The sequence below is a fragment of the Williamsia sp. MIQD14 genome, from assembly GCF_051025635.1.
Classification (GTDB): domain Bacteria; phylum Actinomycetota; class Actinomycetes; order Mycobacteriales; family Mycobacteriaceae; genus Williamsia_A.
In genome coordinates, this window is the sequence record NZ_JBPFDG010000005.1 from 79,416 (window position 1) to 105,253 (window position 25,838).

Sequence of the window (25,838 nt, forward strand, 5' to 3'; positions counted from 1 at the left end):
TACCCGGGAGAACAGGCCTTCCAGGCACACATGCGCCGGTCCGATCAGCGGCTTCCGGAGTCGGGTCGGGCGGCCTCGAGCTCGTCGAGCGCGCGTCGCAGTGCGTCGGCCTCGTCGGCGCCCACCCGTCCGACGAAGGAGACCAGTGCCGCGTGCCGCGAGGTCGACTCGTCGGCCTCGCTGAGGGCGTCGACCATCAGGCTGGCGACGAGGTGCTCGCGCGGATGGGTGGGGGAGTACTGGTGGGCACGGTCGTCGCGGATCTGCGTGACCAGGTTCTTCTTGGCGAGGCGCTGCAACACGGTCATGACGGTGGTGTAGGCCAACTCGCGATCCCGCGAGAGCGCGGCATGCACCTGCCGCACCGTCTGCGGGCGGTCACTGGACCAGAGATTGTCCATGACCGCGCGTTCCAGATCACCCAAACCGCTCATCCTCCCGAGTTTACCGATGTACACGGCATGAGGCGTCACCGCAGGCCTCGCGATCGCGATACTGGCCGCCGCGTCCAGTTGGTCGGTCCGCTTGACGTGTCGAATAAGGGTAGCCTATCTTAAACGCAACGTCGGACCGCGCGAGCGTCCTGAGGGCTGCAGAGACCCCCGGTCCACGCCACGGCAGGCCCCACACCCCCCGGTGTGGGGCCTGTCGGTTTTCTCCCCCGATTCGTCGCCGCGGGCGTGGCATAGGGTCACGTCATCCGACCCTCGAAGGAGTTCCCGTGGCAGACGAACTGTCGATGACCGACATGGTGAGCAGCGGACTCGACGCCACTCTCGGCTTCGACTACTCGACGATCAGCGGTGACGGTTCCGTGGCCAGTTTCGAGGCCGGCGCCGTCCACCATCAGCCCTACGGGATCGTCCACGGCGGCACCTACTGCGCGCTCGTGGAGTCGTTGGCGTCGGTGTCGGCGGCGAAGTGGTTGCAGGACAAGGGCCTGCCGGTGAGCGTCGTGGGGGTCAACAACTCCACCGACTTCCTCAAGGCCGTCCGTACCGGGACGGTGACCGGCCGGGCGGTGCCCATCCACCGCGGACGCTCGCAGCAGCTGTGGCAGGTCGACATCACCGATGCCGACGACCGGTTGGTCGCCCAGGGACGCGTCCGCCTGCAGAATCTCGACACCCGACCCTCCTGAGGTGACGCCGATGTCCGGCCTGACCGATCGCGCCGCGGCGCGGATGGACGCGATCCTCGGCCCCGTCGACGCGCGGCTCGAGGCGATGTACCCCGATGTCCGGGTCGACGAGCAACCCGTACACACCGTCTACGTGGGCGCTGACGTCGTCGAGATCGACACCGTCGCGCAGTGGGCGGCTGCGGCAGCCTCGATCGCCGAGGCGAACCGGGACGTGCTCGTGGAACTGTCCGGCGACGCCGCGGTCGATGCCGCGATCGCCCGACTCCGCCGCGCCCCCGTCGACGACCTGCGCATCGACCTCGAGGACGGGTACGGCAACCGACCCGATGACGTCGAGGACGCCCACGCCCGCGCGGCGGGCGAGGTCCTGGCCCACTGGTCGCGCACCGGCACCGGCCCACGGCTGTCCTCGGGAGTGCGCTGCAAGGGGCTCGGACCGGCCGAACGTCGTCGTGGGCTGCGCAGCATGGAGGCGGTGCTCAGCGGTGCGGGAGGGGTGCCCGACGGTTTCGTGTTCACGGTGCCCAAGCTGCGCGCGGTCGAACAGGTCGACGCCGTCGTGGCCCTCTGCGAGGAGATCGAACACGCCCACGGACTGCGCGAGCACACCGTCCGATTCGAGCTGCAGATCGAGAGCCCGCAGGCGGTCATCGGATTCGACGGTGTCGCCACCGTGGCCGCCGCGATCCACCGGTCCGGTCCGCGACTGAGCGGATTGCACTACGGCACCTACGATTACAGCGCCGCGATGGGGGTGGTGTCCGCGCATCAGTCGCTCGAACACCCGGTCGCCGATCATGCCAAGGCGGTCATGCTCGCGGCAGCGGCGCAGACCGGGGTGTGGGTCAGCGACGGATCGACCCAGGTCGTCCCGACCGGTGATCCCGACCGCGTCGCCTCGGCCCTGCGGCGCCATCACCGGTTGGTGCGGCGTTCTCTCGAGCGCGGCATCTACCAGGGCTGGGACGTGCACCCGGGACACCTGGTGACCCGGTGGCTGGCCGTGCAGACCTTCTTCGCCGAGGCGATGCCGGCCGCCGTGGCCCGCCTCGGTGCGCACCTCGAACGCCTCGTCGGTGCCGACGCGCCTGCCCCGGGCGCCGAGAGCGGGGTGCTCGACGAGCCGGCCACCGCCCGGGCGATGGCCACCGTGTTGGCGCGGGGATGGGCGTGCGGTGCCTTCGACCACGACGACGTCGCGGCGCTCGCACCGGCGGTCACCGCGGCCCGTGTGGCCGCACTGGTCTCGGGCCGTCGGCCGGAGTGAGGCCACGCTCGTCACCGCGCCGGGCCGCGGGACGCGTGGCACTATGAGGTCTCCCCGGCCGGTGGGATCGGACGTGCCGGGGAGATAACCGACGTCGGTGAGGAGGGCACGTGCGCCTGTCGCTGCACGAGCAGGAACGGCTGATGATCTCCTACGCAGCTGAATTGGCGCGTCGGCGCCAGGGTCGTGGACTGCTCCTCAACCACCCCGAGTCGATCGCGATCATCACCGACCACGTGCTCGAGGGGGCCCGTGACGGCCGCTCGGTCGCGGAGCTGATGGCGTCGGGCCGCGAGGTGCTCACCCGCGACCAGGTGATGGACGGTGTGCCGGAGATGCTCCACGACGTGCAGGTGGAGGCCACGTTCCCGGACGGGACGAAACTCGTCACCGTCCACGACCCGATCTCATGACCGCCCACCCGATGGCAGGCGACGGCGTGATCCCCGGCGAGATCCTGTGTGACGACGGCGAGATCGAGATCAACGCCGGAGCGCCGGTCACACAGGTCGTCGTCGTCAACACCGGTGACCGTCCCGTCCAGGTCGGCAGTCATTTCCACTTCGCGCAGTGCAACCCGGCGTTGTCGTTCCCCCGGGACGAGGCACACGGTCGCCGCCTCGACATCCCCGCGGGCACCGCGGTGCGCTTCGAACCGGGCATCGAGATGACCGTCGATCTCATCCCGATCGGCGGGGCCCGGGTGGTCCCGGGCCTCTCCCTCGACCCGCCGGGAAGGCTGGACTGACATGGCCTCACTGCACCGGTCCCGGTACGCGGAACTCTTCGGCCCCACCGCCGGTGACCGCATCCGACTGGCCGACACCGACCTGCTCATCGAGGTCACCGAGGACCGCTGCGGCGGGCCGGGCCTGGCCGGCGACGAGGCGGTGTTCGGCGGCGGGAAGGTGATCCGGGAATCGATGGGTCAGGGCCGCGCCACCCGCGCCGAGGGTGCTCCCGACACCGTCATCACCGGCGTCGTGGTCCTCGACCACTGGGGGATCATCAAGGCGGACCTGGGAATCCGCGACGGCCGCATCGTCGCACTGGGCAAGGCCGGCAACCCCGACACCATGGACGGTGTGCACCCCGACCTCGTCATCGGGCCGTCGACGGAGATCATCGCCGGCAACGGCAAGATCCTGACCGCGGGCGGCATCGACTGCCACGTCCACTTCATAGCGCCGCAGATCATGGACGAGGCCCTCGGCAACGGCATCACGACGCTCATCGGCGGCGGCACCGGTCCGGCCGAGGGCAGCAAGGCCACCACCGTGACACCGGGTGCGTGGCACCTGGCGTCGATGATCGCCGCCACCGACCACTGGCCGATGAACATCGCGCTCCTGGGCAAGGGCAACACGGTCGGTGCCGACTCCATGCGCGAGCAGATCCTCGCCGGCGCTTCGGGATTCAAGGTCCACGAGGACTGGGGGAGCACCCCGGCGGCCATCGACGCCTGTCTGCGGATCGCCGACGAGACCGGTGTCCAGGTGGCCCTGCACTCCGACACCCTCAACGAGGCCGGGTTCGTCGAGCACACGCTCGGGGCCATCGCCGGTCGAGGCATCCACGCGTATCACACCGAGGGCGCCGGCGGCGGGCACGCACCCGACATCATCACCGTCGCAAGTCATCCCAACGTCCTGCCGAGTTCGACCAACCCCACGCGCCCGCACACCGTCAACACCCTCGACGAACACCTCGACATGCTGATGGTCTGCCACCACCTCAACCCCAGCGTGCCCGAGGACCTCGCCTTCGCCGAGAGCCGCATCCGTCCGTCGACCATCGCCGCCGAGGACCTGCTCCACGACCTCGGCGCGATCTCGATGATCGGCTCCGACGCCCAGGCCATGGGGCGGGTCGGCGAGGTGGTGCTGCGCACCTGGCAGACCGCACACGTCATGAAGTCCCGGCGGGGTTCGCTGGCCGGTGACTCCCGCGCCGACAACCACCGCGCCCGGCGCTATGTCGCGAAGTACACGATCTGTCCCGCGGTGGCCCACGGCCTCGACCACGAGATCGGGTCGGTCGAGGTGGGCAAGCTCGCCGATCTCGTCCTGTGGGAGCCTGCCTTCTTCGGCATACGGCCGCATGTGGTGGTCAAGGGCGGCGCGATCGCCTGGGCGGCGATGGGTGACGCCAACGCCTCGATCCCGACGCCCCAGCCGGTGCTGCCCCGGCCCATGTTCGGCGCCGCGGCACCCGTCGCGGCCGACACCTCCCTCACCTTCGTGACCCACCAGGCCCTCGACGACGGTCTGGCCGACCGTCTCGGTGTACGACGGCGTCTCGCACCGGTCGGTAACGTTCGCGCCGTGGGCAAGGCCGACATGCCGCTCAACGACGCCACTCCCGACATCGTCGTCGATCCCGACACCTTCACCGTCCGCATCGACGGAGAGGTGTGGGAGGAGCAACCGGCGACGTCGCTGCCGATGGCCCAGCGCTACTTCCTGTTCTGATGGCCACCGTGATCCCCCTGGCGATGATGCTGACCCTGGCCGACTCCCGTCTGCCCGTCGGCGGTCACGTGCACTCGGCCGGCGTCGAGCAGGCGGTGGCCGATCGACTCGTGACAGACGTCGCGAGCCTGCGCGCCCACCTCGAACACCGCGTACGCACCGGTGGGCTCGTCGCCGCGTCGATCGCCGCCGCCGTCGCCGACGAGCGGATCGACGTGATGCGGGCGCAACACGAGACCGACGCCCGGACACCGTCGGCCGCGGCGCGTGCGGCCTCGGTGACACAGGGGCGGGGCATGCTGCGCCTGGCCCGCAGACGGTGGCCCGACCACGACTTCACCCCGCACGTCGGCCGGACACACCTGCCGGTGATCTCCGGGACGGTGGGGCGGCTGTGTGGTCTCGACGCGCGACAGACGGCGCTGGTGTCGCTGTACACGGCGATGACCGGCTCGGCGACCGCCGGACAGAGGCTGCTCGCCCTCGACCCCGCCGACGTCGCGATGATCACGATGGATCTCGCCGGGGTGTGCGAGGACACCGCCGACCTCGCCGCGCGCGAGCTCGCCGACCTCTCCGACCCCCTCTTCGACGTCCTCGCTGAACGACACGAGCGGCGCGACATGCCCCTGTTCGCATCCTGACCCCCGACGACCCACCCACCCACACACACGAGGACGGTGACCATGCCCCCGCATCTGATCGACGGCGAACCCCACACCCACCACGACCGCCCGCGGCGGGTGCGCGTGCCCGGTGAGGCCCTGCGGATCGGCATCGGCGGGCCCGTCGGATCGGGCAAGACCGCACTCGTGGCGGCGTTGTGTCGGCAACTGCGCGAGGAACTCTCGGTCGCCGTGCTCACCAACGACATCTACACCACCGAGGACGCGGACTTCCTGCGTCGCAACGCGGTCCTGCCCGACGAGCGGATCACCGCGGTGCAGACCGGGGGGTGCCCGCACACCGCGATCCGCGACGACATCACCGCGAATCTCGATGCGATCGACGACCTGGTGGCGGCCAACCCGCCCCTGGACCTGATCCTCGTCGAGTCGGGCGGGGACAACCTCACCGCGACGTTCTCGACAGGACTGATCGATGTGCAGATCTTCGTCATCGACGTCGCCGGTGGCGACAAGGTTCCGCGGAAAGGTGGTCCGGGCGTGACGTTCTCGGACCTGCTCGTCGTGAACAAGACCGACCTGGCCCCGTTGGTCGGCGCCGATCTCGACGTGATGGCGGGCGATGCCGAGCGTGTGCGTGAGGGCCGCCCCACCGCCCTGATCTCCCTCACCGACGACCCGGCGGCGAGCGACGTCCTCGCGTGGGTCCGTACGCAGCTCGCCGAGGTGGCCGGCGTCGCGACCTGATGCACACCGACGTCCGCATCATCGCGCGCAGGGGCCGGGCCCCGGTGATCCGAGCCACGGGCGGACTCGCCGTGCGTCAGACCGGTGTCGACAGGGTGCACCTGATCTCGACCGCGGCGACCCCGCTGGGCGGCGATCGCATCAGCGTGAGCGTGCAGGTGCAGGCCGGCGCGCGGCTGCACCTGCACACCGTCGCGGCCACCATCGCCCTTCCCGCACGCGACGAGACGCTCTCCCACGCGGCGTGGACGTTCGATGTCGCCGACGACGCCGAACTCGTGGTGGACCCGCTACCCACGATTGTGGCCGCCGACGCCGACCACCGGACGCGGACCATCGTCACCGCGGCGTCGACCGCGTCGGTGACGATCGGGGAGGCCGTGCAGATCGGACGCCACACCGAGGACGCGGGCCGATGGTCGGGCGGCCTGCACGTCGACATCGACGGCGCCGCCGCCCTACGACACCGACTCGAACTCGACCGATCGCGACGCGCGCTGATCAGCCGGTTCGTCTACCCCGACCCACGTCCGTCGGCGGTCTCGGCGACCGCTGTCGCGGCACGCCTGGATCTGCGCTGCGGGGCCACGCTCACGACCGTCGTGTCGCCGTCACTGTCCGCTGCGACAACCGCTCTGGCCGCCCTCGAGTCGACCCCTGCGCTCGCCGCGCTCTAGCCGGCGTCGGCACGCTCCTTGCGGACCACCTCGGGGTCGGCCACGTTCTTCTCCGCCTCGGCCTGCGCGTCGGTCGTGCCCTGGGGCTCCTGACCGTCGGTGTCGGGAGTGGATGTCGCGGCGGGGGGAGTGGGTGACTCGGCGGCGGGGATGCCCGACGACTCGTCCACCTTGTTCTCGGCCTCGAGATGGTGCAGGTGGTCCATCGCCGTACGCGCGTAGACCTGCTGTTCGGTGACGGTCAGCTGCGACCGGTTGCGCGTGGTGAACGACACCGCCCAGTCGATGATGGTGCTCAGGCGACTGCGGAACCCGACGATGTAGACCAGGTGCAGGGCCAGCCAGCCCAGCCACGCGAAGAAGCCCTCGGTCTCGAATCGCTTGGAGGTGAACGGGATCGGCACACTCATCACGGCGCTGAACCGCGACACCGTCGCCATCGACCCCTTGTCGTGGTACTTGAACGGGGTGCGGTCCTCGGGCTTCTGGCCGTTGAGGCCCGCCTTGATCGCGTCCGCCGCGTACCGGCCGCCCTGGATGGCGCCCTGCGCCATGCCGGGGACGTCGTCGATGGACATCATGTCGCCGACGACGAACACGTTCGGGTGTCCGGTGATCGACAGGTCCGGCTGCACCTTCACCCGACCGGCGCGGTCGAGTTCCACACCGCTCTGATCGGCGAGCTGCTTGCCGAGCGGGCTGGCCGCGACACCGGCCGACCACACCTTGCACTGCGACTCGATGCGACGGGTGGTCCCGTCCTTGTCCTTGACCGTGAGCCCGTTGTAGTCGAGGTCGACGACCATGGCGTTGAGCTGGATCTCGACGCCCATGCCCTCGAGTCGCTTGGCGGCCTTGGTGCCGAGGTTCTCACCCATCGGCGGCAGTACCGCGGGCGCCGCGTCGAGCAGGATCACCCGTGCGCTCGTGGGATCGATGTTGCGGAACGTGTCCTTGAGGGTCTTGTCCGACATCTCCGCGATCTGGCCCGCGAGTTCGACACCGGTCGGGCCCGCGCCGACCACGACGAAGGTGAGCAGCCGGGCCCGTTCCTCGGGATCCTGCGACAGCTCGGCCTGTTCGAAGGCGCCGAGGATGCGGCCGCGCAGCTCGAGCGCATCGTCGATGGTCTTCATGCCCGGGGCGAACTCGGCGAACTGGTCGTTGCCGAAGTACGACTGCGCGGCACCGGCGGCGACGATGAGGCTGTCGAACGGCGTCTCGGTGAGACGCGTCAGCAGCCGGGAGGTCACGACCTTGCGCTCGAGGTCGATCGACTCCACGTCGCCGAGCAGCACGCGTGCGTTGTCCTGTTTGCGCAGGATGACGCGGGTGGCGGGGGCGATCTCGCCCTCGGACACGATGCCGGTGGCGACCTGGTAGAGCATCGGCTGAAAGAGGTGGTGGGTGGTGCGGGCGATCAGGGTGACCTCGACATCGGCCTTGCGCAGGCGCTGTGTGCCGAACAGTCCACCGAATCCCGAGCCGATCACCACGACGCGGTGTGGGTGTCGTCCGTCCGTCGTAGCGCTCATGGGCTTCTCCTGTCAGTCGACGTGCGGTGGGGCTGCCGCAAACGATGGTCACGCGTGGGCTCGACCGAGTGGGGGAGATCCGACCGATCGGGTCGGTCTCCGCGACCGTGCTCGACGCCAACGGTAGTCAATCCGTCCGACTCGCACGCGACAAGGCTCACACGACTGCGTCGACACCGGTGGGTGGCCGCGGCGGCCAGGGGTCGGTCAGGTTCGGGTGACCCGGGAGCGACGAGCGCGGTAGGCGGCCACGCTGGCGCGGTTCCCACAGTTGCGCTCGGCGCAGAAGCGCCGAGAACGATTGCGCGACATGTCGATCAACACACAGTGGCAGTCTTCGGCCACGCACGTGCGCAGCCGGTCGAATTCATCGGCGCGGATGAGGTCGACGAACGCCATGGCGGTCTCGGCCGCGATGCGGTCGGCGAGGGGATCGTGCGAGTCGGTGACGTGGATGTGCCAGTCGGCGGTGTCGTGGCGCGTCACGAACGGCCGGGCGCCCGATTCGCGCAGTATGCGGTTCACCTCCTCGGCCGCGGCGTCGCGGTCGAGGTCCCAGAACCGGGCGAGGCGCTCGCGCAGGGCGTGCACCGCCTGCAGTTCGGCGTCGTCGCCGTCGTGTCGCCCGGTGTAGCCGTGGGTGCCGAGGAAGTCGCGGAGATCGCCGGTGGTGGCCAGCGTGTCGGTGTCGGTGCGCGCGGAGTTGACCAGCGCGGTCACCGCGAGCAGCGCCGGCTCGGTGTCATGAGTGAAACGCATCTTGACTCCTGACGTGTGGTGCCGTTTCCTTGTCATCAGCATAAGCCGTCGACACTCATGACATACGGCTCTCGCGACAGATCGGACGCCACGGCGGACGAGGAAGGGGGACCGATGTCGCGTGCAGACGGCGCATCGCGGACCGGACCCGGATCGGTGACGTCCGGTGTGGCGCTCGCCGTCGTCTCGGCGGTGTCGTTCGGCATGTCGGGGCCGCTGGCCTCGGCGCTGATCGACGCCGGGTGGTCCTCGACGGCGGCAACCCTCCTCCGACTGGGCGTCGGTGCGATGGTCCTGGTGATCCCGACCGCGATCATCGGACGGCACCGTCTCGCCACCATCGCGCGCGCACCCTGGTCGGTGCTCGCCTACGGCGTGATGGGGGTGGCGATGGTGCAGCTGTGCTTCTTCCACGCCGTCGAACATCTCGACGTCGCCGTCGCTCTGCTCATCGAGTACAGCGCGCCGGTGCTGGTGCTGGTCTACCGCCGGGTCGTCGGCGGACATCGCGCCGAACGCGTGACGCTCCTCGGTGCCGCCATCGCGATCACCGGTCTGGTGACCGTCGTCGTCGGCGGCGCCGAGGGGTGGTCGATCGACCCGATCGGTGTCGCCTGGGCGGCCGCCGCCGCGGTCGGACTGGCCGGGTACTTCCTGATCGCCGGCCCGAGCGCGCGGGTCGACGAAGACGGGAGACCGCGCGGCGACGTCGACCCGGTCGCACTGACCTGCGGTGGACTCGTGGTCGGGGCGGTTCTCGTCGCCGTGGCCGGCGCCGTCGGGCTGCTGCCGATGACGGCGAGCAACGCCGATGTCACCCTCGCCGGGGGAGACCTGCCGTGGTGGACCGCCGCGGTCGCCGTCGCCGTGATCTCGACCGCGATCGCCTACGTCACCGGGATCGCGGCCGTCCGTCACCTCGGTCCGACCCTGGCGTCGTTCGTCGCACTCATGGAGGTGGTCACCTCGGCGACGGCGTCGTGGATCCTGGTGGGCCAGTCGATGTCACCGGCGCAGATGGCGGGCGCGGTGGTGATGCTCGGCGGCATCGTGGCCGTGCGCCTGGGTACTGACCGCGACGAGACCGCCCGGACCGCTCAGGCCGTCAAGCCGGTGGCCGACCGGCGGACATCCCACGCGAAGCGTGCGCTCTCCCAGTCGGATCGGCGCAATTCGTACTCGACCTCACCGCGCTCGTAACCGTCGGTCTCGGCGTCGTCGCCGAGATGCAGTGCGGTCAAGCGCATCCCGGACTTCTCCATCACCCGCCGCGACGCGGAGTTCACCGCCATGGTGCCGGCGAAGACCCGTCCGGTGTCGGGGGCGTCGAACGCGACGCCCATCAAGGTCCGCGACCCCTCCGTCGCCAGTCCGCGGCCCCATGCCGCGCGCCGAAGGCGGTACGTCAGTTCGAGTTCGGGTTGTGTGCCGTGGCGGGGCGCCCGGAGCGAGAACCAGCCCACGAACTCGCCGCTCGATCGGTCGAGTGCAGCCCACATGCCGCCGCCCCGACGCGACGACATCTCGGCCACCGCGCGGGGCACCACCCATTCCTCGATCACCGCACGCGGGGTCGGGGCGCCGCCCGACACGTAGCGCATCACGGCCGGGTCGCTGTCGAGTTCCACCAGCGCCGACACGTCGTTCGCACCGACGGGCCGCAGGATCAACTGGGGCGTCTCGACGATCAACGCGCTCCTCGTTCTCCGCGGTCACGGTGGTCACCCGACTGGTCGTGACCACCGGCCGCCGGCCGGGCGAGTGCCCATGCCCGGCACCCGAAGTGCGCTCATGATACGGCCTGCGTGCTCACTTTCCGCACTGATGGGCCAACGCGTCGGCGAGTCGTGGCATCCGGAACTCGTGACCCAGGCGCTCGAGTTCGGTGGGGACCACGCGCTGGTCGGCCAGCGCCAACGAGTCGGCGCCGGTCTCGGTGAGCAACAGCTTCGGGGCGAACTCCGGGACGCGGAAGAACGTGGGGCGGTGCAGGACCGATCCCATCGTCGAGGTGAACTCGGCGTTGCGTACCGGTTCGGGCGACACGGCGTTGACCGGTCCGCTCACGCGCTCGTCCAACGCGGCGCGGTAGAACACGTCGCAGATGTCCTCGAGGCCGATCCAGGCCAACCACTGGCGTCCGTTGCCGATCGGCCCGCCGAGTCCGGCCGAGAAGAGCGGGCGCAGCAGCTTGAGCATCCCTCCCGCCGCGGACTGCACCACGCCGGTGCGGATGTTGGCCACCCGCAGCCCTGCGTCGCGTGCCGGGTCGCACGCGGCCTCCCAGTCGCGCACGATGTCGGCCACCACACCGGTTCCGGGCGCACTGGACTCGGTGAGTCGCTCATCACCGCGGCTGTCGCCGTAGATGCCGATCGCCGAACCCGCGACGAACACCGAGGGGCCGGTGCCGCGGGCGTGGGCCGCGGCCGCCACCGACGCCAGTGCCTGTGTGGGCCCGACGCGGCTGTCGCGCACCGAGGCCACGTGGGAGTCGGTGAAACGACCGGCGATCGACGCGCCGGCGAGATGGACGACGACGTCGACGCCGTCGAGCAGGTCTGCCGCGGGATGCGCGGTGTCCCACCGTCGTTCGTCGGGACCGGTGGGCTCACGACGGACCAGGGAGATGACCCGGTGGCCGCCGGTCGTCGCCAGCGCGGCGAGCGCGGTGCCGATCGTGCCGGAGACGCCGGTCATCGCGAAGGTGATGGGTGTCGGCTGCAGGGCGCGTGCCCACTTCTGGGTGACGATGTCGTCGGCGAGCTGGCGGTGACGGAAGTCGAACATCGACGACAGGACGAACCCGGGCACGCGGGTGTCGACCGTGTCGGTGATGCGGGTGCGGTCGTCGCCGACAGCGTCGAAGCGGTGGGTGTGGGTCCACGGCGTCACGAACTTCAACGGCACCGAGGTGAGGGTGTCGACGAACTGATGTGGCGGGTGATACCCCGACGGGACGTGTGTCGCCTTCCATGGCAGTCCACCCGGCAGGGCGAGAACGGCCTGCCCGTCGGAGATCGAGGTGGCCTCCGACCGCAGTGACATCGGGGCGAACGGCGGTGACAACCGATGGAAGGCCCCGGGTCGGGTGTGCCAGGCGAAGACCTCGTCGATGGTGTCGTCGACGACCGACGACCGCGTGATGCTCATGCCCCGAGAGTAGGCACACCACGCGGTGACCCTCCCCGGACCGACCCCGCCCGTGGGCCCGGTGACGTCCGATTGCGCTGTGAGCCGAACCGGGCGCGCCCATCCGCCGCGCGGGAGACAACGAATCATGGTGGAGACGCCGATGAGGCGATAATGATCGCGCGCCGGGCACCGACACCGGGCGCGCACGATTCGAGCCCAGGATCCGAGGTGAGACATGGTGATGGACGCCGCACGCCCGTCGATGCCGTCTGTCGCGGTGATCGGCTCGGGGGTCGCCGGACTCACCGCCGCCCATGTGCTGCGGCGCAGCCACGCGGTGACGCTCTACGAGGCCGACGAGCGGTTGGGTGGGCATGCTCACACCCACTCGGTCCCCGACGGCGACCGGACCCACCGCATCGACACCGGGTTCATCGTCCACAACACCGAGACCTACCCGTTGCTGCGACGGATGTTCACCGAGTTGGGCGTGGCCACACAGCCCACCGAGATGAGCATGAGCATCAGCGACCCGGCCGGTCGTTTCCAGTACGCCGGTGGGCGGGGCATGGGCGGGATCCTGGCTCAGCCCTGGCGACTCGGCGACCCGCGCTTCCTCGGGATGCTCGTCCAGATCAAGCAGTTCCACCGCGCGGCCGCCGCGTTCCTCGACAGCGCCGACGACGAGGACCTCACCACCTACGGCGAATTCCTCTCGGGCCACCGCTTCGGGGCGTTCTTCCGCAAGCACTACGCCGTCCCCCTGGTGTCGTGCGTGTGGTCCTCCGGTGCGCAGACCTCGCTGGACTACCCCGCGCGGTACCTGTTCGCGTTCCTGCGCAACCACGGCATGCTCTCGGTGACCGGATCACCGCAGTGGTACACGGTGACCGGCGGGTCGCACGAGTATGTCGACCGCATCGCCGCGACACTCGACGACATCCGCCTGAGTACGCCGGTCGTCGAGATCACGCGCACCGACGGCGGAGTCACCGTCGTCGACGCCCACGGCGGTCGCGACCGTTTCGACAAGATCGTCGTGGCCACCCATCCCGACCAGGCGCTGTCGATGCTGGCCGATCCGTCCGAGGCCGAGAAGACGCTGCTGTCGGCCTTCCACTACTCGCCGAACGAGGCGGTGCTGCACACGGATTCGTCGCTGTTGCCCCGCTCGCCGCGGGCGCGGGCGTCGTGGAACTACCGCACCCCCGAGACCTCCGACGGGCCTGCCGGCGACACCGATCGCGACGAGCTGCCGGTGGTGACGTACTGGATGAACCGGCTGCAGGACATCGACAGCGACACCGACTTCCTGGTGACCCTCAACGCGCGCCACCTCATCGACCCCGACTCGATCATCGAGGTCATGGACTACGCGCATCCGGTGTACACACGTGCCGCGGTGGCCGCGCAGTCGATGCTGCCGACCCTCACCTCCGCGACGACCGCTTTCGCGGGCGCCTATCACGGATGGGGATTTCACGAGGACGGCTGCCGATCCGGCGTCGCCGCGGCCGAAGGACTCGGCGCCACATGGTGACCGGCGATCCGGTGCGCCGATGACCACCGCCCTCGACCTCCCCCCGCTGCCCGCGATCGTCGCCGGCGACGTGGCGCACAGGCGGCGCGGCGCCACCGCGCACCGGTTCCGCCACCGCGTCTACCAGTGGCTGATCGACCTCGACGCGCCGCCGCGACTGCCCCGCCCGCTGCGCCCCTTCGCCCGGTTCTCCGCGCGAGACCACCTCGGTTCACTCGACGCCGACGACACCGGTGCGATCAAACGCAACGTGGAGACGTTCCTGCACGCGAACGGTGTCGACACCGGCCCCGGCTCCCGGATCCTCATGCTCGCCAACGCGCGCGTGCTGGGCTACGTCTTCGATCCGCTGTCGGTGTACTGGTGCCTCGACGCCTCCGGAGCCGTCACCTGCGTGGTCGCCGAGGTGCACAACACCTACGGCGAACGGACGGCCTATCTTCTCCACCCCGACCGCGACGGTCACGCCGAGGCCGACAAGCATTTCTACGTCTCGCCGTTCAACGACGTGTCGGGGCGTTACCGCATGACGTTCCGTCTCGACGCCGACCGCGTCGGGGTCACGATCATCCTCGATCGCGCGGGCATGGAACCGTTCACCGCGACGTTCACCGGCGTCCCACAACCGGCGACCCCCCGTCGGGTCGCCCGCTCGATACTGACCATGCCCCTGATGCCCCAACGGGTCTCACTGCTCATCGCCGTCCACGGGATCTGGCTGTGGGCACGACGCCTCCGCGTCGTCCCCCGGCCCCCGCACACACCACCCCAGGAGGTCTGACATGACAGGAGTCGCAGATCCGTTCGCCGTCCGCCGACCCGTGCTGAGCGGGACGTGGTTCAAGACGCCGATCACGAAACGTCTGGTCGACTACGCGATCACCAAGGCACCCGTCGCCGTGCGCTTCCCCGACGGCACGGTGCGCGGGCACGGGGGCGAGGGCGCTCCCGAACTCGAGATCGTCCGCCCCAAGGTGTTCTACGACCGACTGAGCCACAACCCGAAGATCGGCCTGGGCGAGGCGTACATGGCGGGGGACTGGCGTGCTGCGCCGGGCAGTGATCTCGGAGCCGCCCTCACCCCGTTCGCCGAGCGCCTCACGACCCTCATCCCGGAGCGGCTGTGGAAGATGCGTGCCGTGGTCGACAAGCGGATCCCGGAGAGCCAGCGCAACTCGATCGAGGGGTCGAAGCGCAACATCGGTTCGCACTACGACCTGAGCAACGAGATGTTCGCGGCGTTCCTCGACCCCACGATGTCCTACAGTTCGGCGATGTTCGATCCCGCCACCGATTTCGCCGGCCAGGATCTCGAGGCCGCGCAGTACCGCAAGATCGACTCGATCCTCGACATGGCCCACGTCGGGTCGGGCAGTCGCGTGCTGGAGATCGGCAGCGGTTGGGGCGCCCTGGCGATCCGGGCGGCGCAGCGTGGCGCGCACGTCACGACCGTGACGCTGTCGGCCGAGCAGCGCGAACTCGCCCTGGGCCGCATCGCCGAGGCCGGGCTGGGTGATCGCATCGACATCCGCCTGCAGGACTACCGCGACGTGCGCGGTGAGTTCGACGCCATAGTGAGCGTGGAGATGATCGAGGCCGTCGGCGAGGAGTACTGGCCGACGTACTTCGGGGCGCTTGACTCGCTGCTCGCACCGGGCGGGACCGTCGCCATCCAGGCGATCCTGATGTCGCACGCCCGGATGCTCGCGACGCGCCATTCGTGGGGCTGGATCCAGAAGTACATCTTCCCCGGTGGACTCATCCCGTCGCTGCAGGCGATCGACGACTCGCTCGCCGAGCACACCTCGCTGGTCCGTTCGGACCGTCTGGAGCTCGGCCAGCACTACGCCGAGACGCTGCGGCGGTGGCGTCACCGGTTCAACGAGACCTGGACGACGGTGTCACACAGGGGCTTCGACGAGACCTTCCGCAGGATGTGGGAGTACTACCTGGCCTACTGCGAGGCCGGTTTCGCGTCGGGCTATCTCGAGGTCAGCCAGCTGCAGTTCACCCGTCGACCCTCCTGAGGGCCCCGCACGCCCGCACTCCGATGCGCGTCGGTACCGGTCGATAGCATGACCGGCATGTCTGATCACGTGGTGACGGTCTCGCTGCAGCTGCGGTGGGGCGACATGGATGTGAACAACCACATCAACAACGTCGCCATCGCGCGTCTGTTCGAGGAGTCCCGCGTGCGGGCGGGGATGGCGCTGCTCATCGCCTCGGGTGCGCCGCCCTCGGAGGACGGTGCGCTGATCGACGGCGGACTGGTGGTCGTCCGACAGGAGATCGAATACCTCGCGTCGATCCCCTACACCGGTGACGACATCACCTCGCGGGTCTGGCTCAGCCGCGTGGGCACCTCGTCGTTCGATTTCGGGTGTGTACTGACCGATCCCGGTGGCACCCCCTTCGCGCAGGCCGAGACCACCCTGGTCTGTGTCGATCCGTCCGGACGGCCGGTCGGTCTGGGCGCGAGTGTCGCAGAGGCGATGCGAGATCGTGTGGAGGCGCCGGTGGCCCTGCGCAGTCGGCGATCGTGACCGCGTGACGCACCTCAGCCGGGCCCGCAGATGCTGACGGCCCATCGCGCCGAGCGCACCGACGTGTTGGCCGCGGCGTTGGCCGACATCCTGGCCGAGCCCCTCGCCGACCCGTTCACACCGGAGATCGTCGCCGTCCCGGCCAAGGGCGTCGAACGGTGGCTCGCGCAGACGCTCTCCGCGCGTCTGGGTACGTCGCCGGGGGAGTCCACATCCGACGCGTCCCACGACTCCGACGGGATCGCCGCCAACATCGACTTCGCGTCGCCCGCCGAGCTGACCGAGCGGGTCCTCGCCGCCGTGCGAGGGCACCTTCGCCGCGACGACCCGTGGTCGGCGGCGCGCATGCAATGGCTGCTGATCGACGTCCTCGACGCGTGCGCCGACGATCCCGCCTGTGCGGTCCTCGCCCGCCATCTCGGTGTCGCCGGGTCTCGTCCGGACCCCCACCGGGTCGGTCGGCGATGGTCGACGGCGACCGATCTCGCCCGGCTCTTCGGGTCCTACGCCTCGGCGCGGCCCACCATGATCGCCGACTGGGCCGCCGGCCGCGACACCGACGGCCACGGAGCGGCCCTCCCCGAGGACATGCTGTGGCAGGTCGTCGTGTGGCGTGCGCTGCGTGATCGCATCGGGTCACCGAGCCCCGCGGAACGGTTGCCGACGCTGTGCGAGCAGATCGCGGCCGAGTCCGATGCCCTCGACCTGCCACCGCGGTTGTCGCTGTTCGGCCCGACCCGCCTCACCACCGAGCAGATCGCCGTGATCCGCGCGGTCGCCGTCCACCGCGACGTCCACCTGTTCCTCCCGCATCCCAGCGATCGCCTGTGGTCGTCGCCACCGGAATCGGCCGAGGTGGTCCGGCGTCGCGACCTGCCGCGCACCGGGGTGTCGAACCCGTTGTTGGCCGGGCTCTCCCGCGAGATCCGCGAGACGCGCCTGCGCCTCGCCCCGCACCTGGACCGCGACGTCCACCACGCCGTCCCCGATGCCCTCGGGCGAGGGGACACGGTGCTCACGCGGCTGCAACGCGCGATCCGCGACGACACCGCCCCGGTCGACCTCCCGGTCGGGCCGGTCGACGACTCCGTCGCGGTGCACGCATGCCACGGCCCGGCACGACAGGTCGAGGTCATGCGCGACGTCCTCGCCCGGATCTTCTGCGAGACGCCGGATCTGGAGCCGCGCGACGTCATCGTCATGTGCCCCGACATCGAGGCGTATGCACCGCTGATCCGGGCCGCCTTCGGCCGCGACGGCAGCGGTCACCCCGCCCACGGACTGCGGGTACGTCTCGCCGACCGGAGCATGGCCGCGACCAACACCGTCCTCGACGCCCTGGTCGCCGTCGTCGGGTTCGCCGGGGGACGCGCGACCTCCGGGGAGATCCTCGACCTCGCCGCCCGTGAACCCGTCCGCGCGCGTTTCGGTTTCGGCGACGACGACCTCGAGACCATCGGGGAGTGGATCTCCGAGGCCGGTGTGCGGTGGGGAATCGGCGACGCGCAACGTGCGGCGTTCGGTCTGCGCGGGTACGAGCAGAACACGATGTCGGCCGGCCTCGACCGGATCGCCCTCGGCGTGGTGGCCGATGAATCGTCGATCGGATGGATCCATCGGGCGCTGCCGCTGAGCGGTATCGACAGCGCCGACATCGATCTCGTCGGCCGCTTCGCGGAGTTCGTCGACCGACTCGACCGTTGCCTCACCGCCATGTCGGGCGGTCGCACGGTGCAGGAATGGGGTACGGCACTGCTCGCGGTGATCGACGACCTCACCGACGTCCGCCGCACCGACACCTGGCAGCGGGCACAGGCCGTCGACGTCGTCGGCGCCGCCCTCGAGCACGGCGACCCCACCACGGTGCTCCGTCGTGGCGACGTGGTCGCCCTGCTCGACGACGTCGTCGCCGCACGGCCCACCCGTGCGAACTTCCGCACCGGCGAGCTCACCGTGTGCACGATGGTCCCGATGCGGGCGGTACCCCACCGCGTGGTCGTCCTCATCGGTCTCGACGACGACACCTACCCCCGGGCCACCCGCGACGACGGCGACGACATCACCCGCCGCGATCCCTGTGTGGGCGAACGTGACCCGCGGAGCGAGGACCGACAGCTGCTGCTCGACACCATCATGTCCGTCCGTGAGCGCCTGGTCATCTGCTACAGCGGCGCCGACCCGGTATCGGGACTGCGCCGGCCGCCGTCGGTGCCGGTGAGCGAGATCGTCGACGCCGTCGCCGCGATCGTCGGCAGCGACGACCCGACCTCGCTGGTACACCGCCACCCGCTCCACGCCTTCGACCCGGGGAACTTCGCCGGGGCCGACCCGTTCTCGTTCGACGTCGCCGCACTCGCCGGCGCACGCGCACTCACGCGGCCGCCGGACCACCGCATCGAGTTCGACCGTCACCCGCTGACACCCGTCCCACGCGACGACATCGACGTGGCCGACCTCATCACGTTCTTCGATCACCCGGTGCGCGGATTCTGCCGCCAGCGACTGGGATTCGTCGTCCCCGACACCGACGACGTGCCCGCCGACCAGCTGGACGCGGCACTGGATCCGTTGGACCGCTGGGGGATCGGCGATCGCCTGCTGCGGCGCCGCCTGTCCGGCGAGTCCATCGAGGCACTCCGTGCGACCGAACTGCGCCGTGGGACGCTGCCACCCTTCGCGCTCGGACAGGTCGCGCTGGCCGACGTGCTCGACGATGTCGAGCGGCTCGCGGTCGCGGCGCAGCCGATGCTCGACCGGTCCGTCGAGACCGTGGACATCGACGTGACCCTCACCGACGGCCGCCGTCTCGTCGGCAGCGTCGGCGGCGTGCACGCCGACCCGAACGCGCTGACGGTGTTCCGCGCGCACTACTCGCGCCTCGGGTCCAAACACCGACTGCAGAACTGGATCGCCCTGCTCGCCGTCGCCGCGTCGCGTCCCGGACCGGTCGAGGCCGTCGCCATCGGTCGCGCCGGCCGCGGGTCACGACTCGCGCGGTCGACCGTGCAGGCGCCGACGGACCCGGTAGCCGCGCTGGGAGCGTTGATCGCCCTGCGCGACAACGGGTTGTCGCAGCCGTTGCCGCTGCCCGCGAGTGCGGCCGCCGTCTACGCCGACCGCCGCCACGGCGGAAGCGATCATGACGACGGGATCGAGGCCGCACGCAAGGACTTCGGTGACCGGTTCGGCGACGTCCACGACCGTCACCTGCGCCTGGTGTTCGCCGACGGCTTCGACGAGATCCTCGCGACGACCGAGCCCGTGGGATTCGCCCGGGCCGCGGCCACGATCTGGCGACCGCTGCTCACCGCCGAGAGGATCGACACGCCGCGATGACACCCCGCCCCCGCACGATCGTCGCCGCCACGTTCGACGTCACCGCACCGCCGCCCTCGGGTACCACCGTGCTCGAGGCGAGTGCCGGCACCGGCAAGACCTACGCCATCGTGGCGCTGGCCGCACGACACATCGCCGACGGTGTCGACATCGATCGTCTGTTGCTGGTCACCTTCTCGCGGATGGCCACCGCCGAGCTGCGTGAGCGCACCCGCACCCGGTTGACGACCCTCGCAGCAGGTCTCGCCGATCCGGGGTCGTTCGGCGACGACGCCCTCGTACAGGTGCTGGCGGCGGCCGAGCCCGAACTGGTGTCCCTGCGGCGTCGGCGGGTGCTCGCCGCGCTGTCGGATTTCGACGCGTCCACGGTGAGCACCACCCACACCTTCTGCTCGCGCATGCTCGACGCGCTCGGGATCGCCGGGGAACGCGATCACGGCATCACGCTGGTCGAGGAGGTCGACGACCTCGTCACCGAGGTCGCCAGGGATGTCTACATCGCACGATTCAGCGGAGGCCACGCACCGTTCTCCTTCGCCGACGCCGACGAGATCGCCCGCGCCGGCGTCCGCCACCAGCAGGCGACCCTCGTGCCCCGTGACGCCGCCGAGAACTCCGCGGCCGCAGCACGTGTCGACTTCGTCGCCACCGTGCGCCGCGAGGTCACGCGACGCAAACGGATCATGCGGATCCGCGACTACGACGAACTGCAGTCACTCCTGCGCGATGTCGTCGCCGATCCCGAGCACGGTGCGGCCGCCCGCGCCCGCATCCGACAGTTCTTCGACGTGGTGCTCGTCGACGAGTTCCAGGACACCGACCCGGTGCAGTGGGACATCCTGCGCCTGTGTTTCCACGGTGCCGCCGATCTCGTGCTCGTCGGTGACCCGAAACAGTCGATCTACGCGTTCCGCGGAGCCGAGGTCCTCAGCTACCTCGACGCCGCGGTGGTCGCCGACAACCACCAGGTCCTCGGCACCAACTGGCGCAGCGATTCCGGACTCGTCACCGCGCTCGACCATCTCTACGGGGAGGCGGCGCTGGGCCATCCCGACATCGTCGTGCGACCGGTCGACGCCTCCCACACCACTTCACGCCTCTCGGGCCGCACGCCCCTGCGACTGCGGTATCTGGCGCGCACCGGTCTCGGTCCGTTGGGCGACAACGGGTTCCCCACGGTCGCAGCTGTGCGCAGTGCGGTGATCGACGACGTCGCCGCCGACATCGCGCAGCTGCTGGGGGATCCACCTGATCTCGACGACGCCGACGGCGTGCGTCCGCTGCTGCCGTCGGACATCGTGATCCTGCTGCGCACCCGCGCCACGATCGCACCGATGCAACGCGCCCTGCGGGAGATGGGTGTCGCGTCGGTGGTCGGTGCCGGATCGAGTGTGTTCGCGACCGACTCCGCGCGCGACTGGTTCCACGTCCTGCGTGCCCTCGAACAGCCCACCCGATCCGATCGTGCGGCGCTGGCCGCCATCACGCCGCTGCTCGGACGCACCCCGGCCGACCTCGACACCCCCGACGGCGACGTGGCCGCCGACGTCGGGGACCTGTTGGTCGACCTGTCACAGACCCTCGTCCGGGCGGGGTTCGCGGCCATGTTCGACCAGCTCGCCGAGCGCACCGATCTCGCGGGGCGCATCCTCTCGGCGGTCGACGGCGAACGGATCATGACCGACCTCGTGCACCTGGCCTCCCTGTGCAACCGGGTGATGGTGGGGGAGTCGCGTGGTGTCACCGGACTCTTGCGGTGGTTCGCCGATCGCCTCGACGACCCCACGGTCGGCGACCAGACCGAACAGAGCCGTCGGCTCGACCGTGACGCGCAGGCCGTGTCGATCATGACCGTCCACGGCAGCAAGGGGCTCGAGTTCCCGGTGGTGTACGTGCCTTTCGGGTGGGACTCGGCGCGCAACCCGTCGCCGTCGACGGTGCATCTCCACGACGCCGACGGGCGGCGCATCCTCGATGTCGGCGGGAAGAACGATCCCGGTTTCGACACCAACGTCCGCGCGGCACAGGACGAGGACGCCGGCGAGGAACTGCGTCTGTTCTACGTGTCGGTCACCCGCGCCCGATCGCAGGTGGTCCTGTGGTGGGCCCCGGCCACCACCGCGCGGCGGTCACCCCTGCACCGACTGCTGTTCGCGTGCAACGCGTCGGCGGCGACGACCAACTCGCCCGACCCCGCCGGGTCGGCGAACGTCCCCGCAGACGCGACCGCGGCGACCGCGCTGCAGGAGTGGGGACGGTCGATGGGCGAACTCATCTCGGTGGAACACGTCGACGGGACGGCGCCGGCGTCCGTCCCCGCCGCCGAGGAATCGGAGAGCCATATCGACCTGCGGGCGGCAGCGTTCGACGCGGTGATCGACGACGACTGGCGCCGCACCTCGTACTCGGCGCTGGTCGCCGACCACCATCTCGATGCCGTCGCACTCGGCTCCGACGCCCCGGCCACCGACGCTCCGGCCACCGACGGAGCCGGTCCGGGCGCGGCCGAACCCGAGGCCGTCGGCACCGTCGACGAACCCGACGTGGTCACCGCCGTCTCGGGCGGCGGCGGCGCCGCGTCGCTGATGAACACGCTCCCCGCGGGCGCGGCATTCGGCACCGTGGTGCACGCCGTCCTCGAGGAGATCGACACCGACGCCGACGATCTGACCCTCGAGATCGCCGACCGCTGCCGCCACGCGGCCGCGGTGTCCGGGCTCGAGATGGACGCCGACGTACTCGCGACCGCGATCACCGGCGTGCTCACCACACCGCTGCGACTCGACGATCACCCTGCGGACCACACGACCGGCGACCTCGCCGGACTGGGGATGCCGAACAGACTGTCCGAACTGGACTTCGAGTTCCCGCTGGCCGCGACCGGCGGACCCACCATCGTGGCGATCGCCGATCTCCTGGACCAGCACCTCGCCCCCGACGACCCGCTGCGGACCTACCCCGACCACCTCCGCGACATCGGCGGATCGACCCTGCGGGGATTCCTCACCGGCAGCATCGATCTCGTCGCGCGCGTGGGCGCGGGATCGGGACACGAGAGGTACGTGATCGCCGATTACAAGACCAACCGGCTGGGGCTCGGTGACCTGGGTGTCGAGGACTATCGGCCCGAGGCCATGGCGCAGGAGATGATCCGTTCGCACTATCCGTTGCAGGCCCTGCTGTATTCGGTGGCGCTGCACCGCTATCTGCGGTGGCGGCTCGCCGACTACGACCCGCACCGCCATCTCGGTCCGGTCTGCTACCTGTTCGTGCGCGCCATGATCGGCCCCGACACGCCGCCCGGGTGCGGGGTGTTCACCTGGCATCTGCCGCCGGCCGTGGTCACCGATCTCTCCGACGTGCTGGCAGGCCGCTGATGGGGACCGATGCGCGTATCGCCGCCCGGGCACAGGGGCTGCTGGCCACGTTCAACGCCGCCGGCGTCCTCGGCGTCGCCGACGTCCACGTCGCGACCCGACTGGCCGCGGTCACCGCGGTCGAGATCGACCCCGAGGTGTTGCTCGCCACCGCCCTCACCGTGCGTGCGGTCCGGGCCGGATCGGTGTGCATCGACCTCGCCCGCCTGCGCGACATCCCGCCCGACTCCGAGATCCCGATCGGCCGCGAGCCCGCCGGTGCCCCCGCGGTCGATCTCGATGCGCTGGCCTGGCCCGACCCGACCACCCTCGTCGAGAAGGTGCGCAGCAGCCCCCTCAACGGCTCCACACCGGCGTCACCCCTGCAGCCGCTGCGGTCCGTGACCACCGACGACGGCGTCGACCTCCTCTATCTCGACCGCTATTTCCGGCAGGAGCAGCGGGTGCGCGATGTGCTCGCGGCCCGCGCGCAGGTCGCCCCGACGGTCGACCTCGCCGCCGTGACCGCACACCTCGATCAGCTGTTCCCCGCCGCGACAGCCGATTCCGATGCCGGGATCGACCGTCAACGGTTGGCCGCCGCTGTCGCCGCGACGCGACCGACCACAGTCCTCGCCGGCGGCCCGGGCACCGGCAAGACCCACACTGCGGCGCGCATCATCGCGCTGCTGTCGACGCTGCACGGCCCCGGGATCCGGGTCGGACTGTGCGCACCGACCGGTCGGGCGGCGGCGTCGCTGCAGGAGGCGGTGCTCGCGCAGTCGGTCGATCTCGACCTGCCCGAGGTGACCGCGGTGACCCTGCACCGACTGCTCGGTTCCACGCGGCGCGGCAGCGGTCGCTTCCGTCACGACGCCGGTCATCGTCTCCCGCACGACGTGGTCATCGTCGACGAGGCGTCCATGGTGTCTCTCACGATGATGTTCCACCTGCTCGACGCGCTGCGGCCGCAGACGCGGCTGATACTGATCGGCGACCCCGACCAGTTGGCGTCGGTCGACGCCGGTGCGGTGCTCGCCGACCTCGTGCACCGTCGACACGACACCCCTCTCGAAGGGCCGTTGGGCAGCATCGTCGACGCCGTCGCGACCGACGACGAGCCGGACCCCGCCGACCGCGCGGCGATCGCCGACGGGGTCATCTCCCTGCGACGACGTCGACGGTTCGGAGCCGACATCGGACGTCTCGCGGACGCGGTCCGCGACGGTGACGCCGACACCGCCCTGGATCTGCTCGCCGCCGGATCACCGTCGGTGTCGCTCGTCGCGCCCGACGAGCTCGACCCGGTCCGTGGCGAGGTGACCGCGTGGGTCACGGCCATGTCCGACGCGGCGGTCGGCGGTGACGCCGACGCCGCTCTCGCCGCCCTCGCGGGCCATCGCGTGCTGTGCGCGCACCGCGAGGGGCCGGCCGGCGTGGCCGTGTGGGCGCGCCTGGTGACCGCGTGGTCGGCGCCCTCGGCGGCGGTCGGGCCCGACCGGCTCTGGTACCCCGGTCGCCCGGTGCTGCTCACCGAGACCGACCACCGCGCGCAGCTCTACAACGGCGACACCGGCGTCGTCGTCGCCGAGGCCGACCGGCTCATGGTCGCCTTCGGTCGTGGCAGCCTCACACGCCTGGTCCACCCGCAGCGCCTGCGTGGGGTGATGTCGGCCCACGCCATGACCATCCACCGCAGCCAGGGCAGCCAGTACCGGTCGGTGTCGGTGGTGGTCCCGCCGCCGGAATCGGCGCTGCTCACCCGGGAACTGCTCTACACCGCGATCACGCGGGCCACCGACCGCGTGGTCCTCATCGGCACCCCGGAGGGCCTCCGGTCCGGGATCGAACGAAAGGTGCTGCGCGCCAGCGGCCTGCGGTCGACGCTGACGGGATCGTGATCAGGCGTCGCTGAGGTCGACGCCGCCGTCGACGAGGTCGCGGCGGAGGAACCACTCGGTGCCGAGCAGTGCGGTCCGCTGCTCCACGTCGAGGCCGACCAACACCTTCAGCGCGGTACTGCGCTCGACCTCGGAGGCGTGGGCGTTGATCGCCTCCCACTTCCGGTCGAGCCACGGTGTGACGTCGACGCGGGTGTCGATCAGGTGATCGGGGGTTCCCGGCGCGGCCGCGTCGTCGGTGGCCGGCGCGGTGCCGTTCACCCGCAGTCCGATCGCCTTCATCAGTGGTGAGGGAACGGTCGAGAGATACAGCGACGACACCTGCCACGCCGCCCCGAGTTCGGGGTGGACCGGCCCGCATGCGGCCGCCTCGACGGCGGCGACGGCCAGTCGGTGGGCGTGGATGTGGTCGGGGTGTCCGTAGATGCCGAAGGCGTCGTAGGTGACGACGACCGCGGGTCGACGGCTGCGGATCTCGGCGACGATCTGCGTGACGGCCTCGTCGAAGGAGCAGTCACACAGCCGGGCGCGGCCGGGGGCGGAATCGGGGATCTTGTCGTCGGCCCAGCCCAGCATCACCGGTTCGGCCGCTCCGAGCGCGTGCAGTGCCGTCACGAGCTCGGTGTGCCGGTGGGTCCCCGGCGACCACGTACAGGTGATCACCGACGTGGGAGCCCCCGCGGCGACGGACCGGGCGATGACGCCCCCGGTCCACAGCGACTCGTCGTCGGGATGAGCGTGGACGAACATGACGCTGGGATACGGCACGGGCCTCCTACCGTCGTCGACGTTGCCCACGCC

At 70.6% G+C, this 25,838-nt stretch carries 22 protein-coding genes; 16 read left to right on the plus strand and 6 right to left on the minus strand.

Features of this window, described 5'->3' with window-relative positions; all coding sequences use genetic code 11:
• Positions 1–44 precede the first annotated feature (44 nt).
• Positions 45–434 (minus strand): BlaI/MecI/CopY family transcriptional regulator, encoded by a 390-nt coding sequence (locus ACQ7HM_RS17805; protein ID WP_045822885.1) that lies wholly within the window; start codon positions 432–434, stop codon positions 45–47.
• A gap of 287 nt (positions 435–721) precedes the next feature.
• On the opposite strand from ACQ7HM_RS17805, the gene ACQ7HM_RS17810 reads away from it, so the two are divergent.
• From ACQ7HM_RS17810 to ACQ7HM_RS17845, 8 genes are all read left to right on the plus strand, one after another.
• On the plus strand, positions 722–1,141 hold the full coding sequence (locus tag ACQ7HM_RS17810; RefSeq protein WP_434217582.1) for a PaaI family thioesterase: 420 nt from the start codon (positions 722–724) through the stop codon (positions 1,139–1,141).
• Positions 1,142–1,151: 10 nt separating this feature from the next.
• Positions 1,152–2,411: a DUF6986 family protein gene (locus ACQ7HM_RS17815; protein ID WP_434217583.1), complete on the plus strand. Its 1,260-nt coding sequence runs from the start codon at positions 1,152–1,154 to the stop codon at positions 2,409–2,411.
• A 110-nt stretch (positions 2,412–2,521) separates the two neighbouring features.
• Positions 2,522–2,824 (plus strand): urease subunit gamma, encoded by a 303-nt coding sequence (locus ACQ7HM_RS17820; RefSeq protein WP_434217584.1) that lies wholly within the window; start codon positions 2,522–2,524, stop codon positions 2,822–2,824.
• Positions 2,821–3,159, plus strand: a complete 339-nt coding sequence (locus tag ACQ7HM_RS17825) for an urease subunit beta (protein ID WP_434217585.1) — start codon at positions 2,821–2,823, stop codon at positions 3,157–3,159. Before ACQ7HM_RS17820 ends, ACQ7HM_RS17825 begins: the two co-directional genes overlap by 4 nt.
• Position 3,160: 1 nt before the next feature.
• Positions 3,161–4,882, plus strand: a complete 1,722-nt coding sequence (locus tag ACQ7HM_RS17830) for an urease subunit alpha (protein ID WP_434217586.1) — start codon at positions 3,161–3,163, stop codon at positions 4,880–4,882.
• Entirely contained in the window at positions 4,882–5,526 is a 645-nt protein-coding gene (locus ACQ7HM_RS17835; RefSeq protein WP_434217587.1) for an urease accessory protein UreF, read from the plus strand. Before ACQ7HM_RS17830 ends, ACQ7HM_RS17835 begins: the two co-directional genes overlap by 1 nt.
• Before the next feature lie 42 nt (positions 5,527–5,568).
• On the plus strand, positions 5,569–6,255 hold the full coding sequence (ureG, locus tag ACQ7HM_RS17840; RefSeq protein WP_434217588.1) for an urease accessory protein UreG: 687 nt from the start codon (positions 5,569–5,571) through the stop codon (positions 6,253–6,255).
• A complete protein-coding gene (locus ACQ7HM_RS17845) occupies positions 6,255–6,932 on the plus strand; it encodes an urease accessory protein UreD (protein ID WP_434217589.1) in 678 nt (225 codons plus the stop codon). Before ureG ends, ACQ7HM_RS17845 begins: the two co-directional genes overlap by 1 nt.
• Here the strand turns inward: ACQ7HM_RS17845 and ACQ7HM_RS17850 are convergent.
• The gene (locus tag ACQ7HM_RS17850; RefSeq protein ID WP_434217590.1) at positions 6,929–8,467 is read right to left on the minus strand and encodes an NAD(P)/FAD-dependent oxidoreductase; all 1,539 of its coding nucleotides are present in this window, start codon (positions 8,465–8,467) and stop codon (positions 6,929–6,931) included. The two genes, ACQ7HM_RS17845 and ACQ7HM_RS17850, sit on opposite strands and share 4 nt — an antisense overlap.
• A gap of 207 nt (positions 8,468–8,674) precedes the next feature.
• Positions 8,675–9,226, minus strand: a complete 552-nt coding sequence (locus tag ACQ7HM_RS17855; RefSeq protein WP_434217591.1) for a CGNR zinc finger domain-containing protein — start codon at positions 9,224–9,226, stop codon at positions 8,675–8,677.
• Positions 9,227–9,340: 114 nt separating this feature from the next.
• Between ACQ7HM_RS17855 and ACQ7HM_RS17860 the strand changes: the two genes are divergently transcribed.
• On the plus strand, positions 9,341–10,426 hold the full coding sequence (locus ACQ7HM_RS17860) for an EamA family transporter (RefSeq protein ID WP_434217592.1): 1,086 nt from the start codon (positions 9,341–9,343) through the stop codon (positions 10,424–10,426).
• Here the strand turns inward: ACQ7HM_RS17860 and ACQ7HM_RS17865 are convergent.
• Entirely contained in the window at positions 10,324–10,917 is a 594-nt protein-coding gene (locus ACQ7HM_RS17865; protein ID WP_434217593.1) for a GNAT family N-acetyltransferase, read from the minus strand. The two genes, ACQ7HM_RS17860 and ACQ7HM_RS17865, sit on opposite strands and share 103 nt — an antisense overlap.
• 118 nt (positions 10,918–11,035) lie before the next feature.
• Complete coding sequence (locus ACQ7HM_RS17870; RefSeq protein WP_434217594.1) at positions 11,036–12,379, minus strand: TIGR01777 family oxidoreductase; 1,344 nt, start codon at positions 12,377–12,379, stop codon at positions 11,036–11,038.
• A gap of 223 nt (positions 12,380–12,602) precedes the next feature.
• On the opposite strand from ACQ7HM_RS17870, the gene ACQ7HM_RS17875 reads away from it, so the two are divergent.
• From ACQ7HM_RS17875 to recD, 7 genes are read left to right on the plus strand one after another with little or no spacing between them, the layout of a single operon-like run.
• A complete protein-coding gene (locus ACQ7HM_RS17875; RefSeq protein WP_434217595.1) occupies positions 12,603–13,901 on the plus strand; it encodes an NAD(P)/FAD-dependent oxidoreductase in 1,299 nt (432 codons plus the stop codon).
• 19 nt (positions 13,902–13,920) lie between these two features.
• On the plus strand, positions 13,921–14,682 hold the full coding sequence (locus ACQ7HM_RS17880) for a DUF1365 domain-containing protein (protein WP_434217596.1): 762 nt from the start codon (positions 13,921–13,923) through the stop codon (positions 14,680–14,682).
• Position 14,683: 1 nt separating this feature from the next.
• A complete protein-coding gene (locus ACQ7HM_RS17885) occupies positions 14,684–15,928 on the plus strand; it encodes a class I SAM-dependent methyltransferase (RefSeq protein WP_434217597.1) in 1,245 nt (414 codons plus the stop codon).
• Between the two features lie 57 nt (positions 15,929–15,985).
• Positions 15,986–16,444, plus strand: coding sequence for an acyl-CoA thioesterase (locus tag ACQ7HM_RS17890; protein WP_434217598.1), 459 nt, complete (start codon positions 15,986–15,988; stop codon positions 16,442–16,444).
• Between the two features lie 30 nt (positions 16,445–16,474).
• Positions 16,475–19,780 carry an exodeoxyribonuclease V subunit gamma gene (gene recC, locus ACQ7HM_RS17895; protein ID WP_434217599.1) on the plus strand — a complete coding sequence of 1,102 codons (3,306 nt, stop codon included), beginning with the start codon at positions 16,475–16,477 and terminating at the stop codon, positions 19,778–19,780.
• The gene (locus tag ACQ7HM_RS17900) at positions 19,777–23,157 is read left to right on the plus strand and encodes a UvrD-helicase domain-containing protein (protein ID WP_434217600.1); all 3,381 of its coding nucleotides are present in this window, start codon (positions 19,777–19,779) and stop codon (positions 23,155–23,157) included. The genes recC and ACQ7HM_RS17900 overlap by 4 nt, the downstream gene beginning before the upstream one ends.
• A complete protein-coding gene (recD, locus tag ACQ7HM_RS17905) occupies positions 23,157–25,037 on the plus strand; it encodes an exodeoxyribonuclease V subunit alpha (protein ID WP_434217601.1) in 1,881 nt (626 codons plus the stop codon). Before ACQ7HM_RS17900 ends, recD begins: the two co-directional genes overlap by 1 nt.
• Here the strand turns inward: recD and ACQ7HM_RS17910 are convergent, their stop codons facing one another.
• Positions 25,038–25,805 (minus strand): PIG-L family deacetylase, encoded by a 768-nt coding sequence (locus tag ACQ7HM_RS17910; RefSeq protein ID WP_434217602.1) that lies wholly within the window; start codon positions 25,803–25,805, stop codon positions 25,038–25,040. It lies immediately after the preceding gene.
• Between the last annotated feature and the right edge of the window lie 33 nt (positions 25,806–25,838).